Source organism: Chitinophagales bacterium (genome assembly GCA_017303835.1).
Taxonomy (GTDB): domain Bacteria; phylum Bacteroidota; class Bacteroidia; order Chitinophagales; family Chitinophagaceae; genus JAFLBI01.
Map to the genome: position 1 here is coordinate 149,354 of JAFLBI010000001.1, position 15,547 is coordinate 164,900.

14 protein-coding genes are annotated in these 15,547 nt (G+C 41.7%); all 14 read left to right on the forward strand.

The genetic code is table 11. The features are described from left to right. The first annotated feature begins 42 nt into the window (after positions 1 to 42). The 14 genes from coaBC (at position 43) to J0L83_00760 (ending at position 15,535) form a co-directional block, all read left to right on the forward strand. On the forward strand, positions 43 to 1,245 hold the full coding sequence (gene coaBC / locus J0L83_00695; GenBank protein MBN8663063.1) for a bifunctional phosphopantothenoylcysteine decarboxylase/phosphopantothenate--cysteine ligase CoaBC: 1,203 nt from the start codon (positions 43 to 45) through the stop codon (positions 1,243 to 1,245). Beyond that, complete coding sequence (locus J0L83_00700; GenBank protein ID MBN8663064.1) at positions 1,238 to 2,158, forward strand: DUF4835 family protein; 921 nt, start codon at positions 1,238 to 1,240, stop codon at positions 2,156 to 2,158. Before coaBC ends, J0L83_00700 begins: the two co-directional genes overlap by 8 nt. Further along, positions 2,155 to 2,511: a DUF4296 domain-containing protein gene (locus J0L83_00705; protein MBN8663065.1), complete on the forward strand. Its 357-nt coding sequence runs from the start codon at positions 2,155 to 2,157 to the stop codon at positions 2,509 to 2,511. Before J0L83_00700 ends, J0L83_00705 begins: the two co-directional genes overlap by 4 nt. A gap of 37 nt (positions 2,512 to 2,548) precedes the next feature. Further along, positions 2,549 to 3,253: a CoA transferase subunit A gene (locus tag J0L83_00710; protein ID MBN8663066.1), complete on the forward strand. Its 705-nt coding sequence runs from the start codon at positions 2,549 to 2,551 to the stop codon at positions 3,251 to 3,253. Positions 3,254 to 3,264: 11 nt separating this feature from the next. Then, complete coding sequence (locus J0L83_00715) at positions 3,265 to 3,921, forward strand: CoA transferase subunit B (GenBank protein MBN8663067.1); 657 nt, start codon at positions 3,265 to 3,267, stop codon at positions 3,919 to 3,921. A 45-nt stretch (positions 3,922 to 3,966) separates the two neighbouring features. Further along, positions 3,967 to 4,788 carry a purine-nucleoside phosphorylase gene (locus tag J0L83_00720; GenBank protein ID MBN8663068.1) on the forward strand — a complete coding sequence of 274 codons (822 nt, stop codon included), beginning with the start codon at positions 3,967 to 3,969 and terminating at the stop codon, positions 4,786 to 4,788. An 89-nt stretch (positions 4,789 to 4,877) separates the two neighbouring features. Then, positions 4,878 to 6,902 carry a hypothetical protein gene (locus J0L83_00725; protein ID MBN8663069.1) on the forward strand — a complete coding sequence of 675 codons (2,025 nt, stop codon included), beginning with the start codon at positions 4,878 to 4,880 and terminating at the stop codon, positions 6,900 to 6,902. A 57-nt stretch (positions 6,903 to 6,959) separates the two neighbouring features. Beyond that, complete coding sequence (locus J0L83_00730) at positions 6,960 to 7,343, forward strand: hypothetical protein (GenBank protein ID MBN8663070.1); 384 nt, start codon at positions 6,960 to 6,962, stop codon at positions 7,341 to 7,343. A 71-nt stretch (positions 7,344 to 7,414) separates the two neighbouring features. Then, complete coding sequence (locus J0L83_00735; GenBank protein ID MBN8663071.1) at positions 7,415 to 8,041, forward strand: hypothetical protein; 627 nt, start codon at positions 7,415 to 7,417, stop codon at positions 8,039 to 8,041. A gap of 67 nt (positions 8,042 to 8,108) precedes the next feature. After that, on the forward strand, positions 8,109 to 8,654 hold the full coding sequence (locus tag J0L83_00740; protein ID MBN8663072.1) for a heavy-metal-associated domain-containing protein: 546 nt from the start codon (positions 8,109 to 8,111) through the stop codon (positions 8,652 to 8,654). Positions 8,655 to 8,658: 4 nt separating this feature from the next. Beyond that, positions 8,659 to 9,537, forward strand: coding sequence for a hypothetical protein (locus J0L83_00745; GenBank protein ID MBN8663073.1), 879 nt, complete (start codon positions 8,659 to 8,661; stop codon positions 9,535 to 9,537). Between the two features lie 47 nt (positions 9,538 to 9,584). Next, complete coding sequence (locus J0L83_00750) at positions 9,585 to 9,965, forward strand: hypothetical protein (GenBank protein ID MBN8663074.1); 381 nt, start codon at positions 9,585 to 9,587, stop codon at positions 9,963 to 9,965. Between the two features lie 67 nt (positions 9,966 to 10,032). Further along, positions 10,033 to 14,394, forward strand: a complete 4,362-nt coding sequence (locus J0L83_00755) for a CusA/CzcA family heavy metal efflux RND transporter (GenBank protein MBN8663075.1) — start codon at positions 10,033 to 10,035, stop codon at positions 14,392 to 14,394. A gap of 4 nt (positions 14,395 to 14,398) precedes the next feature. Then, entirely contained in the window at positions 14,399 to 15,535 is a 1,137-nt protein-coding gene (locus J0L83_00760; protein ID MBN8663076.1) for an efflux RND transporter periplasmic adaptor subunit, read from the forward strand. Positions 15,536 to 15,547: the final 12 nt, after the last annotated feature.

The following is a 15,547-nucleotide window of genomic DNA, read 5'->3' on the forward strand; positions in this document are numbered from 1 at the left end:
ACGGCAGTCATTTGACTGCCGTTTTTTGTTTTACTTTACGGTATGCGAGCATTGCTGGGAAAAAAGATTATTCTGGGTATCACTGGTAGTATTGCTGCCTATAAATCCATTCATTTACTAAGGCTGCTCACAAAAGCCGGCGCAGAAGTACAAGTGATCATGACACCGGCTGCAAAGGATTTTGTGGCGCCGCTCACTTTGGCCACTTTATCTGGTAAAAAGGTACTGACTGATATGTTTGCTGAAGACAGCTGGGCCAATCATGTAATGCTTGGTCGCTGGGCTGATCTGATGCTGATTGTACCAGCCAGTTGCAATACAATGGCAAAAATGGCCAATGGTATTTGTGATAATCTCTTGATGGCTGTGTATCTCTCTGCAACTTGTCCGGTTGCAATTGCCCCTGCTATGGATGAAGATATGTGGCACCATAAGGCAACCAAGCGAAACATCGCCTTGCTACAGGAAGCCGGCAATCGCGTACTACCTGTTGGTAAGGGTGCTTTAGCCAGTGGCTTGGAGGGTGATGGGCGTGTTGCCGAACCTGAGTATATCCTTACATGGATTGTAGAAACATATTTCAGAAATACAGCGCTTGCTGGAAAGAAGGCCTTAGTAACTGCAGGCCCCACACATGAGCCGATAGACCCGGTACGTTTTGTAGGTAATCGTTCATCGGGCAAAATGGGTATTGCACTTGCAGAAGCTTTGTATATGCAAGGTGCTGAAGTATTGCTGATTGCTGGGCCGATGGATCGTTGCCCTGCTTATGCAGGCATCCGTGTGGTTTCTGTACAAACTGCTGCGCAGATGTATGAAGCCTGCATGGCTGGAATGGAAGCAGCTGATATCATAGTGATGAATGCTGCAGTTGCTGATTTCACACCACAGATGGTAGCAGATAGCAAGATCAAAAAGTCAGGTGATGCTGGTATGCAATTGGAACTGGTGAAGACAAAGGATATTTTGCTTGCTATGGGTGAGCGTAAGCAAGCGAACCAGTTTCTACTAGGATTTGCATTGGAAACCAATGATGGCGAAGCCAATGCACATAAGAAGCTTATTCATAAGAAACTAGATGCAGTTGTCTTGAATACTTTGGAGAATCCCGGTGCGGGATTTGGTTATGATACCAATCAGGCTGTATTTATCACCTCTGCAGATAAGCAATCATTGCCTTTGCAGTCTAAGCAGGATATGGCTGAAGCGATTGTTCAACTCATTATTGCAAAACGAAATGGGTAAGCATATACTGTTTTTGATTGTATGGTCTTGTACTGCAGCCATTGCTCATGCGCAGGAGTTGCAGGCTAAGGTTAGCATCAATTCATCAAGAGTGAATTCTACTGTTGATAGAAAAGTGTTTGTTACACTACAGAATCAATTGGCCAACTTGCTGAATAATCGAAAGTGGACGAATGATGTTTTCAAGCAACAGGAAAAAATTCAGTGTAGTTTTATTTTGAATATTGAAAGCGTAGAAAGTCAGAATCTTTTTAAAGCAACGCTGATCATTCAGGCTGCAAGGCCGGTATATCAATCCTCTTATCAGGCAGCTTTGCTCAATTTTCAAGATCCTGATCTTTATTTTAAGTATCAGGAATTTCAACCTGTGGAATTTAATGAGAATAGGGTACAGGGATCAGATCCGCTTGCCGCAAACCTAACTGCTGTTTTTGCTTTTTATGTGTACACCATTCTCGGATTGGATTACGATTCTTTTTCGCCAAAAGGCGGAGACGCTTTTTTTCAGAAAGCACAAAACATTGTGAATAATGCACCAGAAGGTAGAAATATCAGCGGCTGGCGCGTATTTGACGGATTACGCAATCGTTATTGGTTAAGCGAGAATATGCTGAACAGTCGGTATAATATCATCCATGATATTGTGTACTCATATTATAGATCAGGACTTGATAAACTTTACGCTAGTGAAAAGGATGCAAGGGCAAATATCCTGCAGTCTTTGATTCAGTTGCAGGCATTTAACCGTGAAAACCCCAATACCATGTTTTTGCAGGTCTTCATGCAAGGCAAGACAACAGAATTGGTGGGCATTTTTAAGAAAGCTCCTGCACAGGAAAAATCGAGAGCATTGGATGTGTTAGGTACTATTGATATTGTCAATGCAGGTGTATATAAACAGGAATTGAAATGAGGAAGTATTTGATTGGAGTTTTCATTGCAATGATGGTACTTGCTTGCAGCAGTACCGGGAATGCGCCCATACCTGTTGATTCGATGAAAGTAATTGTGTGGGAAATGTCAGTTGCTGATGAGTGGTTCAACGAGGTGATGTTTAAAGATAGTGTGGCGCGCCAACAGAAACTGAATACTCAGTTGTATCAGAAGATTCTATCCTCACATAGCATATCCAGAAAAGGGTTTGAAGATGCGATGCGCTGGTATGAGCAAAGGCCTAAACAATACCTGGAGTTGATGGATTCAGCCGTGGCTTATGCCGTTCGTGCCAAAGAAATACCCCCTTCACAAGTAAAACCACGTAAGTAGCGCTTAGCTGCCTATTTTTGCCTCCAAATTTTGCCATATGAATAAACTCGTTGCATCTGCTGATGCGGCTGTTGCCGATATTCGTGACGGTGCCACCCTCATGCTGGGCGGTTTTGGCCTCAATGGTATTCCAGAAAATTGTATAGCAGCATTGGTGAGAAGTGGTGTAAAGGACCTTACCTGTATTTCCAATAACGCAGGGGTGGATGATTTTGGTTTGGGCTTGTTGTTGAAGACAAGACAAATCAGAAAGATGATGAGCAGTTATGTGGGTGAGAATGCAGAATTTGAAAGGCAATTGTTACAGGGTGAGTTAGAGGTTGATTTGATTCCACAGGGTACGCTGGCAACCAGAATTCAAATGGCTGGTATGGGCATTCCTGCTTTCTTTACACCTGCCGGATATGGAACAGAAATTGCCGAAGGCAAAGAAATACGTGAGTTTAACGGGAAAAAATACCTGATGGAGCATGCTTTGCATGCTGATTTTGCTATTGTAAAAGCCTGGAAGGGCGATACCATGGGTAATCTCGTATTCAGAAAAAGTACCAGAAACTTTTCTACTTCAATGGCTAAAGCTGGCTCCATTACTATTGCAGAAGTTGAAGAGTTGGTACAGCCTGGTGAGATTGATCCTGATCATGTAGATGTAGCAGGTGTATATGTTCACCGCATTTTTCAAGGCAATAATTATGAAAAGCGTATTGAGCGCAGAACAGTACGTATTCAATCAAACAATTAAAAGCAAGTAAGATGGCTTTGGATAAATATGGTATTGCGAAACGTATTGCAAAGGAGTTGCGCCAGGGTATGTATGTAAACCTGGGTATTGGTATTCCAACATTGGTAGCCAATTTTATTCCAGAAGGCATGACCGTTGTATTGCAAAGTGAGAATGGAATTCTGGGAATGGGCCCTTATCCTGAAGAGGCAGCAATTGATGCAGACTTGATCAATGCAGGTAAGGAAACGGTTACCGTCATTCCCGGTGGTGCTTTTTTTGATAGCGCTGAAAGCTTTGGTATGATTCGTGCCGGAAAAATTGACCTTACGGTGCTTGGCGCGATGGAAGTGAGTGATCAGGGTGATATTGCCAACTGGAAAATACCTGGTAAAATGGTGAAGGGTATGGGTGGTGCTATGGATCTGGTGGCCAGTGCGAGAAACATCATCGTCGCCATGATGCATACCAATCCAAAGGGAGAAAGTAAATTATTACCAGCATGTACTTTGCCACTCACCGGTGTAGGTTGTGTTAAAAAAGTTGTGACTGAATTAGCTGCATTGGATATTACGCCGGAAGGTTTTCTGCTGAGAGAACGTGCGCCCGGTGTAAGTGTGGAAGAGATTGTTGCGAAAACAGCTGGTAAGCTCGTTGTACCTGATCATGTTCCCGAAATGGTGCTGTAAGTAAAAGCCGCTCAATGCTGTATATTTGCGGATTAATTTTTTACTATGTCGCAATTGATGCAGCAATTACAAGAGACAGCAAATTTTATTCGATCCAGGTTTAATGCTTCCGCAAGTATTGGAATTATTCTTGGTAGTGGACTTAGCAATCTGGCCGAAAAGATTGAAGTAGCTGCATCTATTCCATACGCAGAAATTCCCCATTTTCCTGTAAGTACAGTAGAAGGCCATAGTGGTAAACTTATTCTCGGTAAACTAGGTGGTAAGGATGTATTGGTTATGGCCGGTCGCTTTCACTTCTATGAAGGCTACACAGCACAGCAGGTGGCTTATCCTGTTCGCGTAATGCGTATGCTGGGAATTGAAACCCTGTTACTGAGCAATGCAGCTGGTGGTGTTAACCCCATGTTCAATGTTGGTGATTTGATGGTCATCAATGACCATATCAGTTTCTTTACGCCCAATCCATTATTGGGTAAGAATGAAGATGAACTGGGCGTGCGCTTTCCCGATATGAGTGAGCCTTACAGTAAAGAGTTGATCCAACAATTAACGACGATTGCAGATGCTAACAATATCTCGCTACATTATGGTGTCTACACAGGCGTAACTGGTCCTACTTTTGAAACACGTGCAGAATACAAACTGATTAAAGCCGTAGGAGGTGATGCAGTTGGTATGAGTACGGTACAGGAAGTAATTACAGCTGTGCATTGTGGTATGCGCATTGCTGCTGTGAGTGTGATTACCGATCTTGGTATCCGTGAAGAAGAGAATGTGATTACACATGAGGAAGTACTGGAAGCTGCCCGTAATGCTGAACCTAAACTGACGCTGCTCTTCACTGAGTTGATCCGTTCACTCTGATCAGTCTTAGCCTTTTGTTTACAGCATAAGGAGTACATTACAGCCGAATGTTCCCGAATCGTTCCATATCATACTTGCTGCTCCTGCTCATGCTTGTAGCTAGCAGTACTGTATATGCCCAAGTGCGTCCAAGAGCAATCACAGACAGACCAGCCAGCGCATCCGGTAATAACAACATCGCTTACGATCGGAATGGCAGGCCCATGCGTGCGCAGAAAGGAAATGATTCATTAGCAAAAAGAGATCGTTATGCAGATTCTATTACGATCTTTTACAAGTATTATGATTCTTCTGCCAATAGAACCCTAGACTCCTCTATCAATGATTATTATAAGCGCTTTCCTTTTCATTGGACGTACAATCACTTAGGGAATATGGGTACTGCTGCGCAATCACTGGTATTTCGTCCGCTGATGCAGGCAGGCTGGGATCCTGGTTTTCATCAATATGATGTCTATAATTTCTCTTTACAAAACACCAGATTCTTTCAAACCACCAGGCCTTACACTGAATTTGGTTATGCGCTTGGTAAACGTTCTGAGCAATTGATAGACTTGATTCACACACAGAACAGAAAAGACAATTTCAATTTTTCCATTGAATATCGTTTCAGTAATTCCCAGGGAGATTATCAGGTGCAGAATGCCACTGTCAATAACCTGCGCCTTACTGCTCAATACAAATCACGCAACAGAAAGTATGGGTTGCAATTCGTGTATTTGTCCAACAAAAATGCTTCATCGGAAAATGGTGGACTCATCAATCCAGCCCGATTAGATTCACTGAACAATATTGATGATCCCTTTACGCAACCTACACGCATTGGCAATCCGGCTGTACGGAGAGGAAATCCGTTCAATACTACCGTGTTTACAGGCAATACGTATAAGTACAGCACATTTCTCGTTAGGCATTATTTGGACTTTGGGAAGAAGGATTCTATCGTAGTTGATTCTGTTGTTACCAGAATTTTTTATCCAAGATTTCGTGTGGAGCATGTAGCACAATTGTCACAACAAGACTATCTCTTCTCAGATATCGCTGCCGATTCCACACGCTATAAACAGTACTTTAATTATTCCGTACGAAATATTGCGAATGGAGATACTATTCGTTTCCGAGACAATTGGTTGAATATTCGTAATGAATTCAGTTTACTTACATTCCCAGATAAACAGAATCAGAATCAGTTTATTAAAACCGGCATAGGTGTACAGAATTTATTTGGCAAGTTTGGTTATACCGGTGCAGTAAAAGAGCAGTTCTATAATCTATATGGAATAGGTGAGTATCGCAATAGAAGTCGTAATCAGGTATGGGATATTGAAGCAACAGGTAAGTTGTATCTGGTGGGTTTGAATGCAGGCGATTATGCAGTAAATCTTCGCTTACAGAAATTGATCCGTCAAAAACGTGATGCATTGGAGTTGGCTTTTCAAAATGTGAACAGGACACCGAGTTTTGTTTTCGATAATCAATCCAGCATTCCTAATACAATTAGTGGGGGGCTTAATAAAGAGAATGTTACCAAAATTGCTGCGGGCTACTTCAATAGTAAATTGCAGTTAAAGCTCTATGGAAACCTATATCTGGTAAGTAATTATACCTATGCAGATAGTTTCTTTAAGGCACAGCAAGAAGCAACGCTTTTTCAGGTCTTACATGTTGGAGCCGAGAAGCAATTCAAACTGGCCAGACATGTAAACTGGTATTTGGAAGCACATATACAACAGACCACAGGTAAACCACCTGTGAATCTGCCTTTACTTTTGACTAGAAGCCGTATTGCGTTTGAGGGAAATTTCTTTACCAATCTGTTTCTTTCCACGGGGTTGGAACTACGTTATTTCACGCCGTATAGAGGCAATGGATATAGTCCTTTTGTTGGTTTGTTCTATTTCCAAGATCAGTTCAGTTTGGAGAACAGACCTGATGCCAATTTCTTTTTTCACTTCAGAATCAAGAGTTTCAAGGGTTTTGTAAGAATTGAGCAGCTGAATACCCTGATACCTTCAGGTAAACGCCCAGCCAGCAGATACAACTTTGTTGCAGAAAATTACCCCAATACTGGTTTATGGCCGAGACTGGGTGTGTGGTGGAATTTCGTCAATTAGTATTTTAACAGATTATAAAAGCTTGGCGGTATACCCCATTGCCCTATTTTTGCTTCCATGAAGCGTTTTCTCGTTGCCATCATTGCATTACTCTACTTTACCGTTAGTAGCGGTTTTGTAGTGAATTTGCATTACTGCATGGGAAAACTGCGCGCACAAAAAATTGCAGTGTCTGCCAAGAAAATGTGTGCGTGTAAAAAAGCCGAGGATAAAAAAGGCTGTTGCAAGACCAGTGCAAAAGTGGTTAAGCTGGAAGATAAGCACCAGATTAGCTCAGTTGCCTACAATATATTAGTTCCTGTGATTTACCTGCCTGCTAGGCAATTTGACCTTTCTGCACTTCTCTTTCAGGAATCAGAAAAGTTACAAGCATATGCTGCAAATGCGCCTCCGCAGTCTGAAGCTCCATTGAACATACTTTATTGTGTTTTCAGAATTTGATACTGTTCTATTTCCCATCGTTAAGCCAATCGGCTGAATAGACAAATATTATCAAATTCAAATTATTGATCATGAAAACACAAATTCTCGCACTTTTAAGTGCATTCGTATTATTCTCCTTTTCTTCTTTCGCTCAGGTTAAAAAAACAAACAGCGCAACCCTGAAAGTATGGGGTAATTGCGGTATGTGTAAAGCACGTATCGAAAAAGCTGCTAAAGCTGCAGGTGCAACAAGTGCAGTATGGAATGAAGAGAGCAAAATGCTTACTTATAAGTACGCAAGTGCTGCTACCGCCAAGAAGGTAGAAGCTGCTGTTGCAAATGTTGGACACGATACAGAAAACCTGACAGCTCCTGATGCTGTTTATGCTCAATTACATGAGTGCTGCAAATACGACAGAAAGAATGCAACTGCAAAAGAAGGTGATGCTTGTTGTGCAGATAAGGAAAAATGTACCAAAGATTGCTGTAAAGCAACTGTAGCAGGCGCTGATGCAAAAATGGATTGCTGCAAGGATAAAGAAGCCTGTGCTAAGCAAGACTGTTGCAAAAAGGCAGATGCAACTGCAATGGCTTGTTGTAAGGATAAAGCCAGTTGTGGTAAAGAAGGCTGTTGCAAGCCTGATATGAGCTGTTGCAAGACAACAGATGGCAAGCACGACTGTTGCAAAGACGGTAAATCCTGCTGCGCTAAATAATCGTAATTATTCATTATTAAGATAGCATACCGGCATTGCCGGTATGCTTCTGCTTATATCATTTACTATGAAAAAATTTTCTCTTCTGTTAGGTATTGTGTTGGCCAGTATTACGGTTCAAGCACAATTCAGTTCTGCTAAGCTGCAGGCCAGTGGCTTAACCTGCTCACTTTGTTCTAAAGCTATTTTCAAAGCATTAACTGCCATACCTTTTGTAGATAAAGTAGAAGCAGATGTGGCTACATCAGGCTTTGATATTACATTCAAAGAGGGTGCAAATATGGATGCAGATCTACTGAAAAAAGCAGTTACTGATGCCGGGTTTTCTGTGGCGGCACTTAAGGTTAAAGCTAAATTGGATGGGGTAGCTGTTCAGAATGACGCACATCTAACCATTCAGGGTAAGACTTATCACTTCATGAATGTAAAGCCACAAACGCTGAAGGGTAATGTTGAGTTAACCATTCTGGATAAGAATTTTGTTCCAGCTAAAGACTATAAGAAGAATGCCCAATACACCAAAATGAAGTGCTACAATACAGGTGTAATGGAAGCTTGCTGCAACAAAACCAGTAATACTTCAGGTACACGCGTTTTTCACGTAACCATCTGATTCTATGCGCAAATTAATATGGATTATTAGCCTGGCCTTTTTGATACAAAATGTTCAGGCTCAGGAATTATACATTTTTACAGAACCAGCCAGCAATGTACCTGCCAAATCAACGGTAATGCGTCTGAATGGTATGCATATGCCGATGCAGTTCGATAACAGCACGAGTTCCAGGGTAATGGTAGAAGCTATGTTTGGATTGAACAGTAAATGGATGCTGAAGCTAAATACAACAGCATCTGATATGTTTCAATCCAGATATAAGGTAGAAGGTGCAAGTGCGTATGTAAAATATCGTTTCTTAAGCAATGATGGTCTGCATAGTCATTTTCGCATGGCTGCCTATGGAAAGGTTTCCTTAGTTGGTAATCCAGCCAGTATGTCAAGAACAGAAGTGCACAATTTACCCGGTGGCGGCCAGCATACGGTTAAATATCAGCACTACACAAATGACCTAAACCTGGATGGTACACAAAGTGGTTGGAGTATGGGTTTGATTGGTACCCAGCTCTTACATAAACTGGCGGTGTCTGGTAGTCTTGCTTATACTAGAAGAATGGATAATCTTGGTGGAAATAAGTTTACGGCCTTGGATGCACGTTCAGCTATGATGTATAGTTTATCTGCTGGATACTTGGTGTTTCCCAAGTCTTATAAAAACTATAAGCAAGTTAACTTCAACCTTTATACAGAGTTTCTTGGCGGCAGTTTGTTAGACAAGTCGGGCAGTTTTTTAGATATGGCCCCGGCAGTTCAGCTGATTTTCAACAGTACGGTCAAGCTGAATGCTGCCTATCGTTTTCAATTAAGCGGTAATGTTGACCGTTACAATACCAAGCAATTCCTGATTGGTATTGACTGGTCCTTCCTGAACACCTTTTGATTTTTATCATATGATGAAGTCCACCGCATTGCTTACATTTGTAAGCAATGCGGAAATGGGCTGTCATATGTTTAGTCTTTGTCTATACATTCGGTACAACCGATGCGTATCAGCTTTTGAAACTGCCCATCATGCTCCAGCATTTTGTAGAGCATCGAAAAGAAGATCCAAAGATTAGCTTTACTGCGTTTCTGCGCATGCACTATGCAGACAAAATGGTAGTTGATGATGATTTTTCCCGTGACATGCAGCTGCCATTTAAAACAGCTGAAGCTTGTTGTGTTGCTACCCCAGTAAGTATGCCTGCCCAATGGGTCAGCATTGAGGTACCGCATCCCATAGTGCTTCAGCAAGAATTTTTTCTCTTTGATGAACCCGTTGATTATTCACTGATTCACGGCGATATTTTTCAGCCTCCACGTGCTTAGTATTCTTTACTGAGAATACATTTAATCATCAGTACCCCTTGGGTACTGCAACTAATTCATTGTACATATGCTGAATTCGATTATTCAGTTCTCTATCCGCAACAAACTGCTGATAGGACTGATGACCTTAGGATTAATTATCTGGGGTAGTATCGCTGTAACCAAGCTGCCCATTGATGCTGTACCGGATATTACCAATAATCAGGTAATGATTATTACATCGGCACCAAGTCTTGGTGCACCCGATGTGGAGCGATTCATTACAGTGCCTTTGGAACAGGCTACCCGTAATGTGCCCGGTATTATTGAGCAAAGAAGTTTTTCTCGTTTTGGACTAAGTCTGGTAACCATTGTATTTGACGATAAAACAGATGTGTATTGGGCAAGGCAACAAGTGAGCGAAAGAATGGTACAAGCCCAACAGCAAATACCTGCAGGAATAGGTGCACCTGAATTAGGCCCCGTTACTACAGGATTGGGTGAAGTATTTCAATATGTTGTTAAAACCAAGCCTGGTTATGAAAGCAAATACTCACTGACAGAGTTGAGAACAATTCAAGACTGGATTGTTAGAAGACAGCTATTGGGTACACCTGGTGTGGCTGACGTAAGCAGTTTTGGCGGTTTATTGAAACAGTTTGAAGTAGCTGTGAATACAGATAAGCTCCGGAGTTTCAATATTACTATCAGTGATGTGTTTGATGCCGTACAGCGCAATAATCAGAATACTGGTGGTGCGTATATTGAAAAAGGCCCGAACGTACTCTTCATCAGAAGTGAAGGTTTGGTCAAAAGTTTGGATGATATCGGCGCCATTGTTGTGAAGAAACTCGATTCGGGTATACCTGTATTGGTAAGGGATGTAGCAACGGTTCAAATTGGAAGTGCAATTAGGTATGGTGCAACAGTATACAATGATCAGGGTGAAGTGGCTGGTGCTGTTGTGATGATGCTGAAAGGTGCCAATAGTAATGTGGTGATTCAGGACATCAAATCCAAGATTGCAAAAATTAGTGAATCGCTTCCTGAAGGTGTTGTAATTGAGCCATTCCTGGACAGAACCAAGATGGTTAATAATGCCATTGGTACAGTTGAGCAGAACCTGATTGAAGGTGCATTAATCGTAGTTTTTGTGCTTGTCTTGTTCTTAGGTAATCTGAGAGCGGGTCTATTGGTAGCTTCAGTGATTCCACTATCTATGCTTTTTGCCATCATTATGATGAACCTATTTGGTGTAAGTGGTAATCTAATGAGTCTGGGTGCACTGGATTTTGGTTTGCTAGTAGATGGTGCTGTTATTATTGTAGAAGCTGTGATGCATAAACTCAGCCATCACTCGGGTTTTAAAGAGTCCACCAAACTCAATCAGCATCAAATGGATACTGAAGTTGAGACTGCTTCCAAGAAAATGATGAATGCGGCTGTTTTTGGGCAGATCATTATCCTGATTGTTTACTTGCCTATTCTAACCTTGCAAGGCATTGAAGGGAAAATGTTCCGTCCGATGGCCCAAACCGTTTCTTTTGCCATTTTGGGTGCTTTCTTATTATCACTCACCTATATACCTATGGTTAGCACATTGATGCTGAGTAAGAAAATCAGTCATCATCCCACGATATCTGATAAGATGATGAAAGTGCTGCAAGCCTGGTATAAGCCAAGTCTGCAGTGGGTACTTCGTTTTCCGAAATGGGTTGTAGGTGCCAGTGCCGTAGCTTTTATACTTTCCGTATTAGTGCTAACAACTTTGGGCGGGGAATTTATACCTAAGTTGGAAGAAGGTGATTTTGCAGTTGATACAAGATTGCTCACAGGTTCTTCTTTGACTAGTACAGTTTCCACTACACAAAAAACTGCCAAAGTACTGTTGCAGCGTTTTCCTGAAGTAGAGAAAGTAGTTACAAAAATTGGCGCAGGAGAGATTCCAACAGATCCTATGCCTTTGGAAGCAGCTGATATGATGGTGATTTTGAAAGACAAAAAGCAGTGGACAAGCGCTAAAACTTTTGATGAACTTGCTGAGAAGATGAGTGAAGCTCTACAGGATGTGCCCGGTGTTGCTACTGGTTTCCAGTTCCCGGTACAGATGCGTTTCAATGAATTAATGACTGGTGCAAGACAAGATGTGGTGTGTAAAATATTTGGTGAAGACCTGGATAGTTTAGCCAGACATGCTGCTGAGTTAGGCGAGATAATCAAGAAAATTGAAGGCGCGAAGGATTTATACATAGAAACAGTAACTGGTGTACCTCAGATGGTGATTACGTATAACCGTGAAGCTATTGCGCGCTATGGGGCAGATGTAGAGGAAATCAATCGGGTAATTCGTGCTGCCTATGCTGGCGCAGAAGCGGGTTTGGTATTTGAAGGTGATCGTCGCTTTGCTTTGTCTGTGAAATTAGATAAAGGCATAAGGCAGGATCTTGATAATATCAGCAATCTGATGATTGGTGTTAGAGGGGGCGAGCAAGTACCGCTGCATGTACTTGCCAATGTTTCTTTGCAGGATGGTCCTTACCAAATTCAGCGCGAAGATGCACAGCGAAGAATTACTGTTGGGTTTAATGTTCGTGGTAGAGATGTACAAAGTATTGTGAATGAATTGCAGCAAAAGGTAAGTGCTAAGATTGAACTTCCTGCCGGCTATTACATTACTTATGGCGGCGCTTATGAAAATCTGTTACATGCTACCAAGAGATTAAGTATAGCTGTGCCGATTGCCTTATTGCTTATTTTGATGATGCTTTATTTTGCTTTCAATCAATTGAAGTATAGTTTGTTGATCTTCTCAGCTATTCCACTATCTGCAATTGGTGGTGTATTAGCTTTATGGATCAGGGATATGCCTTTTAGTATTTCTGCAGGTGTTGGTTTTATTGCCTTGTTTGGGGTAGCAGTCTTAAATGGTATAGTATTGATAACTGAAATGAACAGACTTAAAGCAGATGGGGTGGCTGATATTAAATCTATCATTATGCAGGCAACGCAGATTCGTCTAAGGCCTGTATTGATGACAGCCGCAGTGGCTTCATTAGGTTTTTTACCCATGGCGATCAGTAGCGGTGCTGGCGCAGAAGTGCAAAGACCATTGGCAACAGTTGTGATTGGCGGCCTAATTAGTGCTACATTCTTAACCTTACTGGTACTGCCATGTTTGTACTTTCTCTTTGAGCATATTAAACCAAGGAAAAAGAAACACCATGTTGTTGCGGTTGTATTCCTTTTGTTTGCTTCAGTAACAGCGCAGGCGCAGACAGCATATCCGGTTAAAGAGCAGGATTTATTGCTATTGGCTCGTGAAAAGGCAATGGTAATTCAGCAGCAATTGCTGCAGGAGCAATTTGCAAAAGCTATGTTGGGTACGGCTAGGGATATACCCAAGACGCAGGTGCTTACAGAATTGGGTAACTATAACAGCATCAGCTTTGATGGTAAGCTTTCGCTTATTCAAAACTTTGCTTCACCGGGCTACTACAGAGATCGAAGGGTTTTATTAGAAACTTATGTACAAAGGGCTAAGCAATACACGATATTACAGCAAACTGATCTGGATAAGCTGATGCGGGAATTGTATTTAGATATGCAATACCTGCAGTTGAGAAAATTGGTATTGATGCAAATGGATAGTGTATACAGCGGTTATGTGCAAAAAGCTGCATTGCGATACGAAAAAGGGGAAACCAATTTGCTGGAGAAAGTGAGCTTGGAGAATTATGCCAGACAGACAAAACTAATGCTGGGCAATCTTGACCAGGATGTTAAGGCTGTGCAACAACAATTGTCTATTCTATTACAGACAGAGCATGCTTGGTTACCTGCTGATCCATTGAGTCCGGGTAAGCGTTTATTCGATACTGCATTGATTAGACAACACCCCCTTCTTGGCGTGTATCAGTCGCAGATTGTTTCGGCTAAGGCTGAGACTGATGTAGAAAAAAGCAGGATGGCGCCTGAGTGGCAGGTGGGTTACAATAATCAGTCGCTAATTGGCTGGCAAACAAAAAAGGATAAAACAGAGAGCTATGCTGATTTTGGCAGAAGGTTTAGTTCCTTAACTGCAGGACTAACTGTTCCTTTGTTTAATCAGGCTGGCAAAAGCAGGGTAGCAGCGGCTAAGATTAATGAAGCGATTACTTCAACACATGCAGGTATTGTATTGCAGGATTTGCAAAGCAAACTTGCAATAGAGTGGCAGTCGTATCAAAAACATCGTGCAACCATTCAATACTATGAGCAAACTGCATTGAAGCAGGCTGAATTAATTATTCAGACAGCAAATCTTCAGTATCAGAATGGTGCCATCAGCTATCTTGAATGGGGCATTCTTGTTCAACAAGCTTTTGATATTCGAGTTCAATATATTGAAGCTTTACGCAGCTGTCGGATGGCAGAAATCATGTTATTGTATTTATTACCTGAAAAAAAATAATCAGATGAAATATATAGGAATAATCTTTGGCTTAACCCTGCTCTTTTCTTGTAAAGAAAAAGCAGTGGAATCAACAGATAAAGATTCGGTTGCGATTATGGAAGAAATGGTAGCGCTAACACCCGCGCAGGCAAAAAACGCAGCTATTGAAACGGGTAAGCCTGTTATGCAGCCGGTTATTACCACAATTAAAGTAAATGGAATGGTGGATGTGCCACCACAAAGCTTGATTTCTGTCAGCTTTCCGCTGGGTGGTTATCTTAAGCAATCTCATTTATTGCCAGGAACAAGTGTGCGTAAAGGCGAAGTGATTGCTGTGATGGAAGATCAGAGTTATGTGCAATTGCAGCAAGATTATCTAATGGCTAAAGCCAGAATGGAATACCTGCAGGCAGATGTGGAGCGTCAGCAATCATTGAGTGCACAGGATGCAACCAGTAAGAAGTCTTATCAGCAGGTACAAGCTGAGTATAAAACCCAGCAAGTATTGATTAAAGCATTGGAAGAAAAATTACGCATAATTGGTATACAGCCTGAGCAATTACAGGTAAACAATATTTCCAGAACTGTACCTGTTCGATCTCCAATTAATGGATATGTAACCAAGATAAATGTTAACGTAGGCAAATATGTGAACCCGGCAGATGTATTGTTTGAATTGGTAGATCCAAACGATATCCATGCGGCACTTACGGTTTTTGAGAAAGATTTTGCTTTGGTACGGAAAGGTATGCAGGCTAAAGTTGCTTTAGCTGATCAGCCTGAGAAACAGTATCCAGTTGAAGTAATTCTAACTACCCGTAATATTGATGCAAACAGAAGTGGTTTGGTGCATTGCCATTTTGAACAAAAATCTCACGATTTATTGCCTGGCATGTTTTTGACAGGCGAGTTTCAACTTAAGCAACCTGAAGCTGCTGTTATTGGTGAAGATGCAGTTGTTCGTTTTGAGGGTAAGGAGTATGTGTTTCTGGTGAAGGGTCAGCAGCAGTATTTGTTGCAGGCTGTAGAAACTGCACCAGCTGGAAAAGGTATGCTGGTCTTAAAGCCACAAGCCGGGATTGATTGGAAGTCGACCAGTATAGCGGTAAAAAACACACATGTATTATTGGGTAAACTGAAAAATAAGATGGAAGATTAATCAATCTTCCAT

Excerpts from the sequence above, each read along its gene's own strand:
- coaBC (MBN8663063.1), top strand. The coding sequence starts at position 43 with ATGCGAGCATTGCTGGGAAAAAAGATTATTCTGGGTATCACTGGTAGT.
- J0L83_00700 (MBN8663064.1), top strand. The coding sequence starts at position 1,238 with ATGGGTAAGCATATACTGTTTTTGATTGTATGGTCTTGTACTGCAGCC.
- J0L83_00705 (MBN8663065.1), top strand. The coding sequence starts at position 2,155 with ATGAGGAAGTATTTGATTGGAGTTTTCATTGCAATGATGGTACTTGCT.
- J0L83_00710 (MBN8663066.1), top strand. The coding sequence starts at position 2,549 with ATGAATAAACTCGTTGCATCTGCTGATGCGGCTGTTGCCGATATTCGT.
- J0L83_00715 (MBN8663067.1), top strand. The coding sequence starts at position 3,265 with ATGGCTTTGGATAAATATGGTATTGCGAAACGTATTGCAAAGGAGTTG.
- J0L83_00720 (MBN8663068.1), top strand. The coding sequence starts at position 3,967 with ATGTCGCAATTGATGCAGCAATTACAAGAGACAGCAAATTTTATTCGA.
- J0L83_00725 (MBN8663069.1), top strand. The coding sequence starts at position 4,878 with ATGCTTGTAGCTAGCAGTACTGTATATGCCCAAGTGCGTCCAAGAGCA.
- J0L83_00730 (MBN8663070.1), top strand. The coding sequence starts at position 6,960 with ATGAAGCGTTTTCTCGTTGCCATCATTGCATTACTCTACTTTACCGTT.
- J0L83_00735 (MBN8663071.1), top strand. The coding sequence starts at position 7,415 with ATGAAAACACAAATTCTCGCACTTTTAAGTGCATTCGTATTATTCTCC.
- J0L83_00740 (MBN8663072.1), top strand. The coding sequence starts at position 8,109 with ATGAAAAAATTTTCTCTTCTGTTAGGTATTGTGTTGGCCAGTATTACG.
- J0L83_00745 (MBN8663073.1), top strand. The coding sequence starts at position 8,659 with ATGCGCAAATTAATATGGATTATTAGCCTGGCCTTTTTGATACAAAAT.
- J0L83_00750 (MBN8663074.1), top strand. The coding sequence starts at position 9,585 with ATGCGGAAATGGGCTGTCATATGTTTAGTCTTTGTCTATACATTCGGT.
- J0L83_00755 (MBN8663075.1), top strand. The coding sequence starts at position 10,033 with ATGCTGAATTCGATTATTCAGTTCTCTATCCGCAACAAACTGCTGATA.
- J0L83_00760 (MBN8663076.1), top strand. The coding sequence starts at position 14,399 with ATGAAATATATAGGAATAATCTTTGGCTTAACCCTGCTCTTTTCTTGT.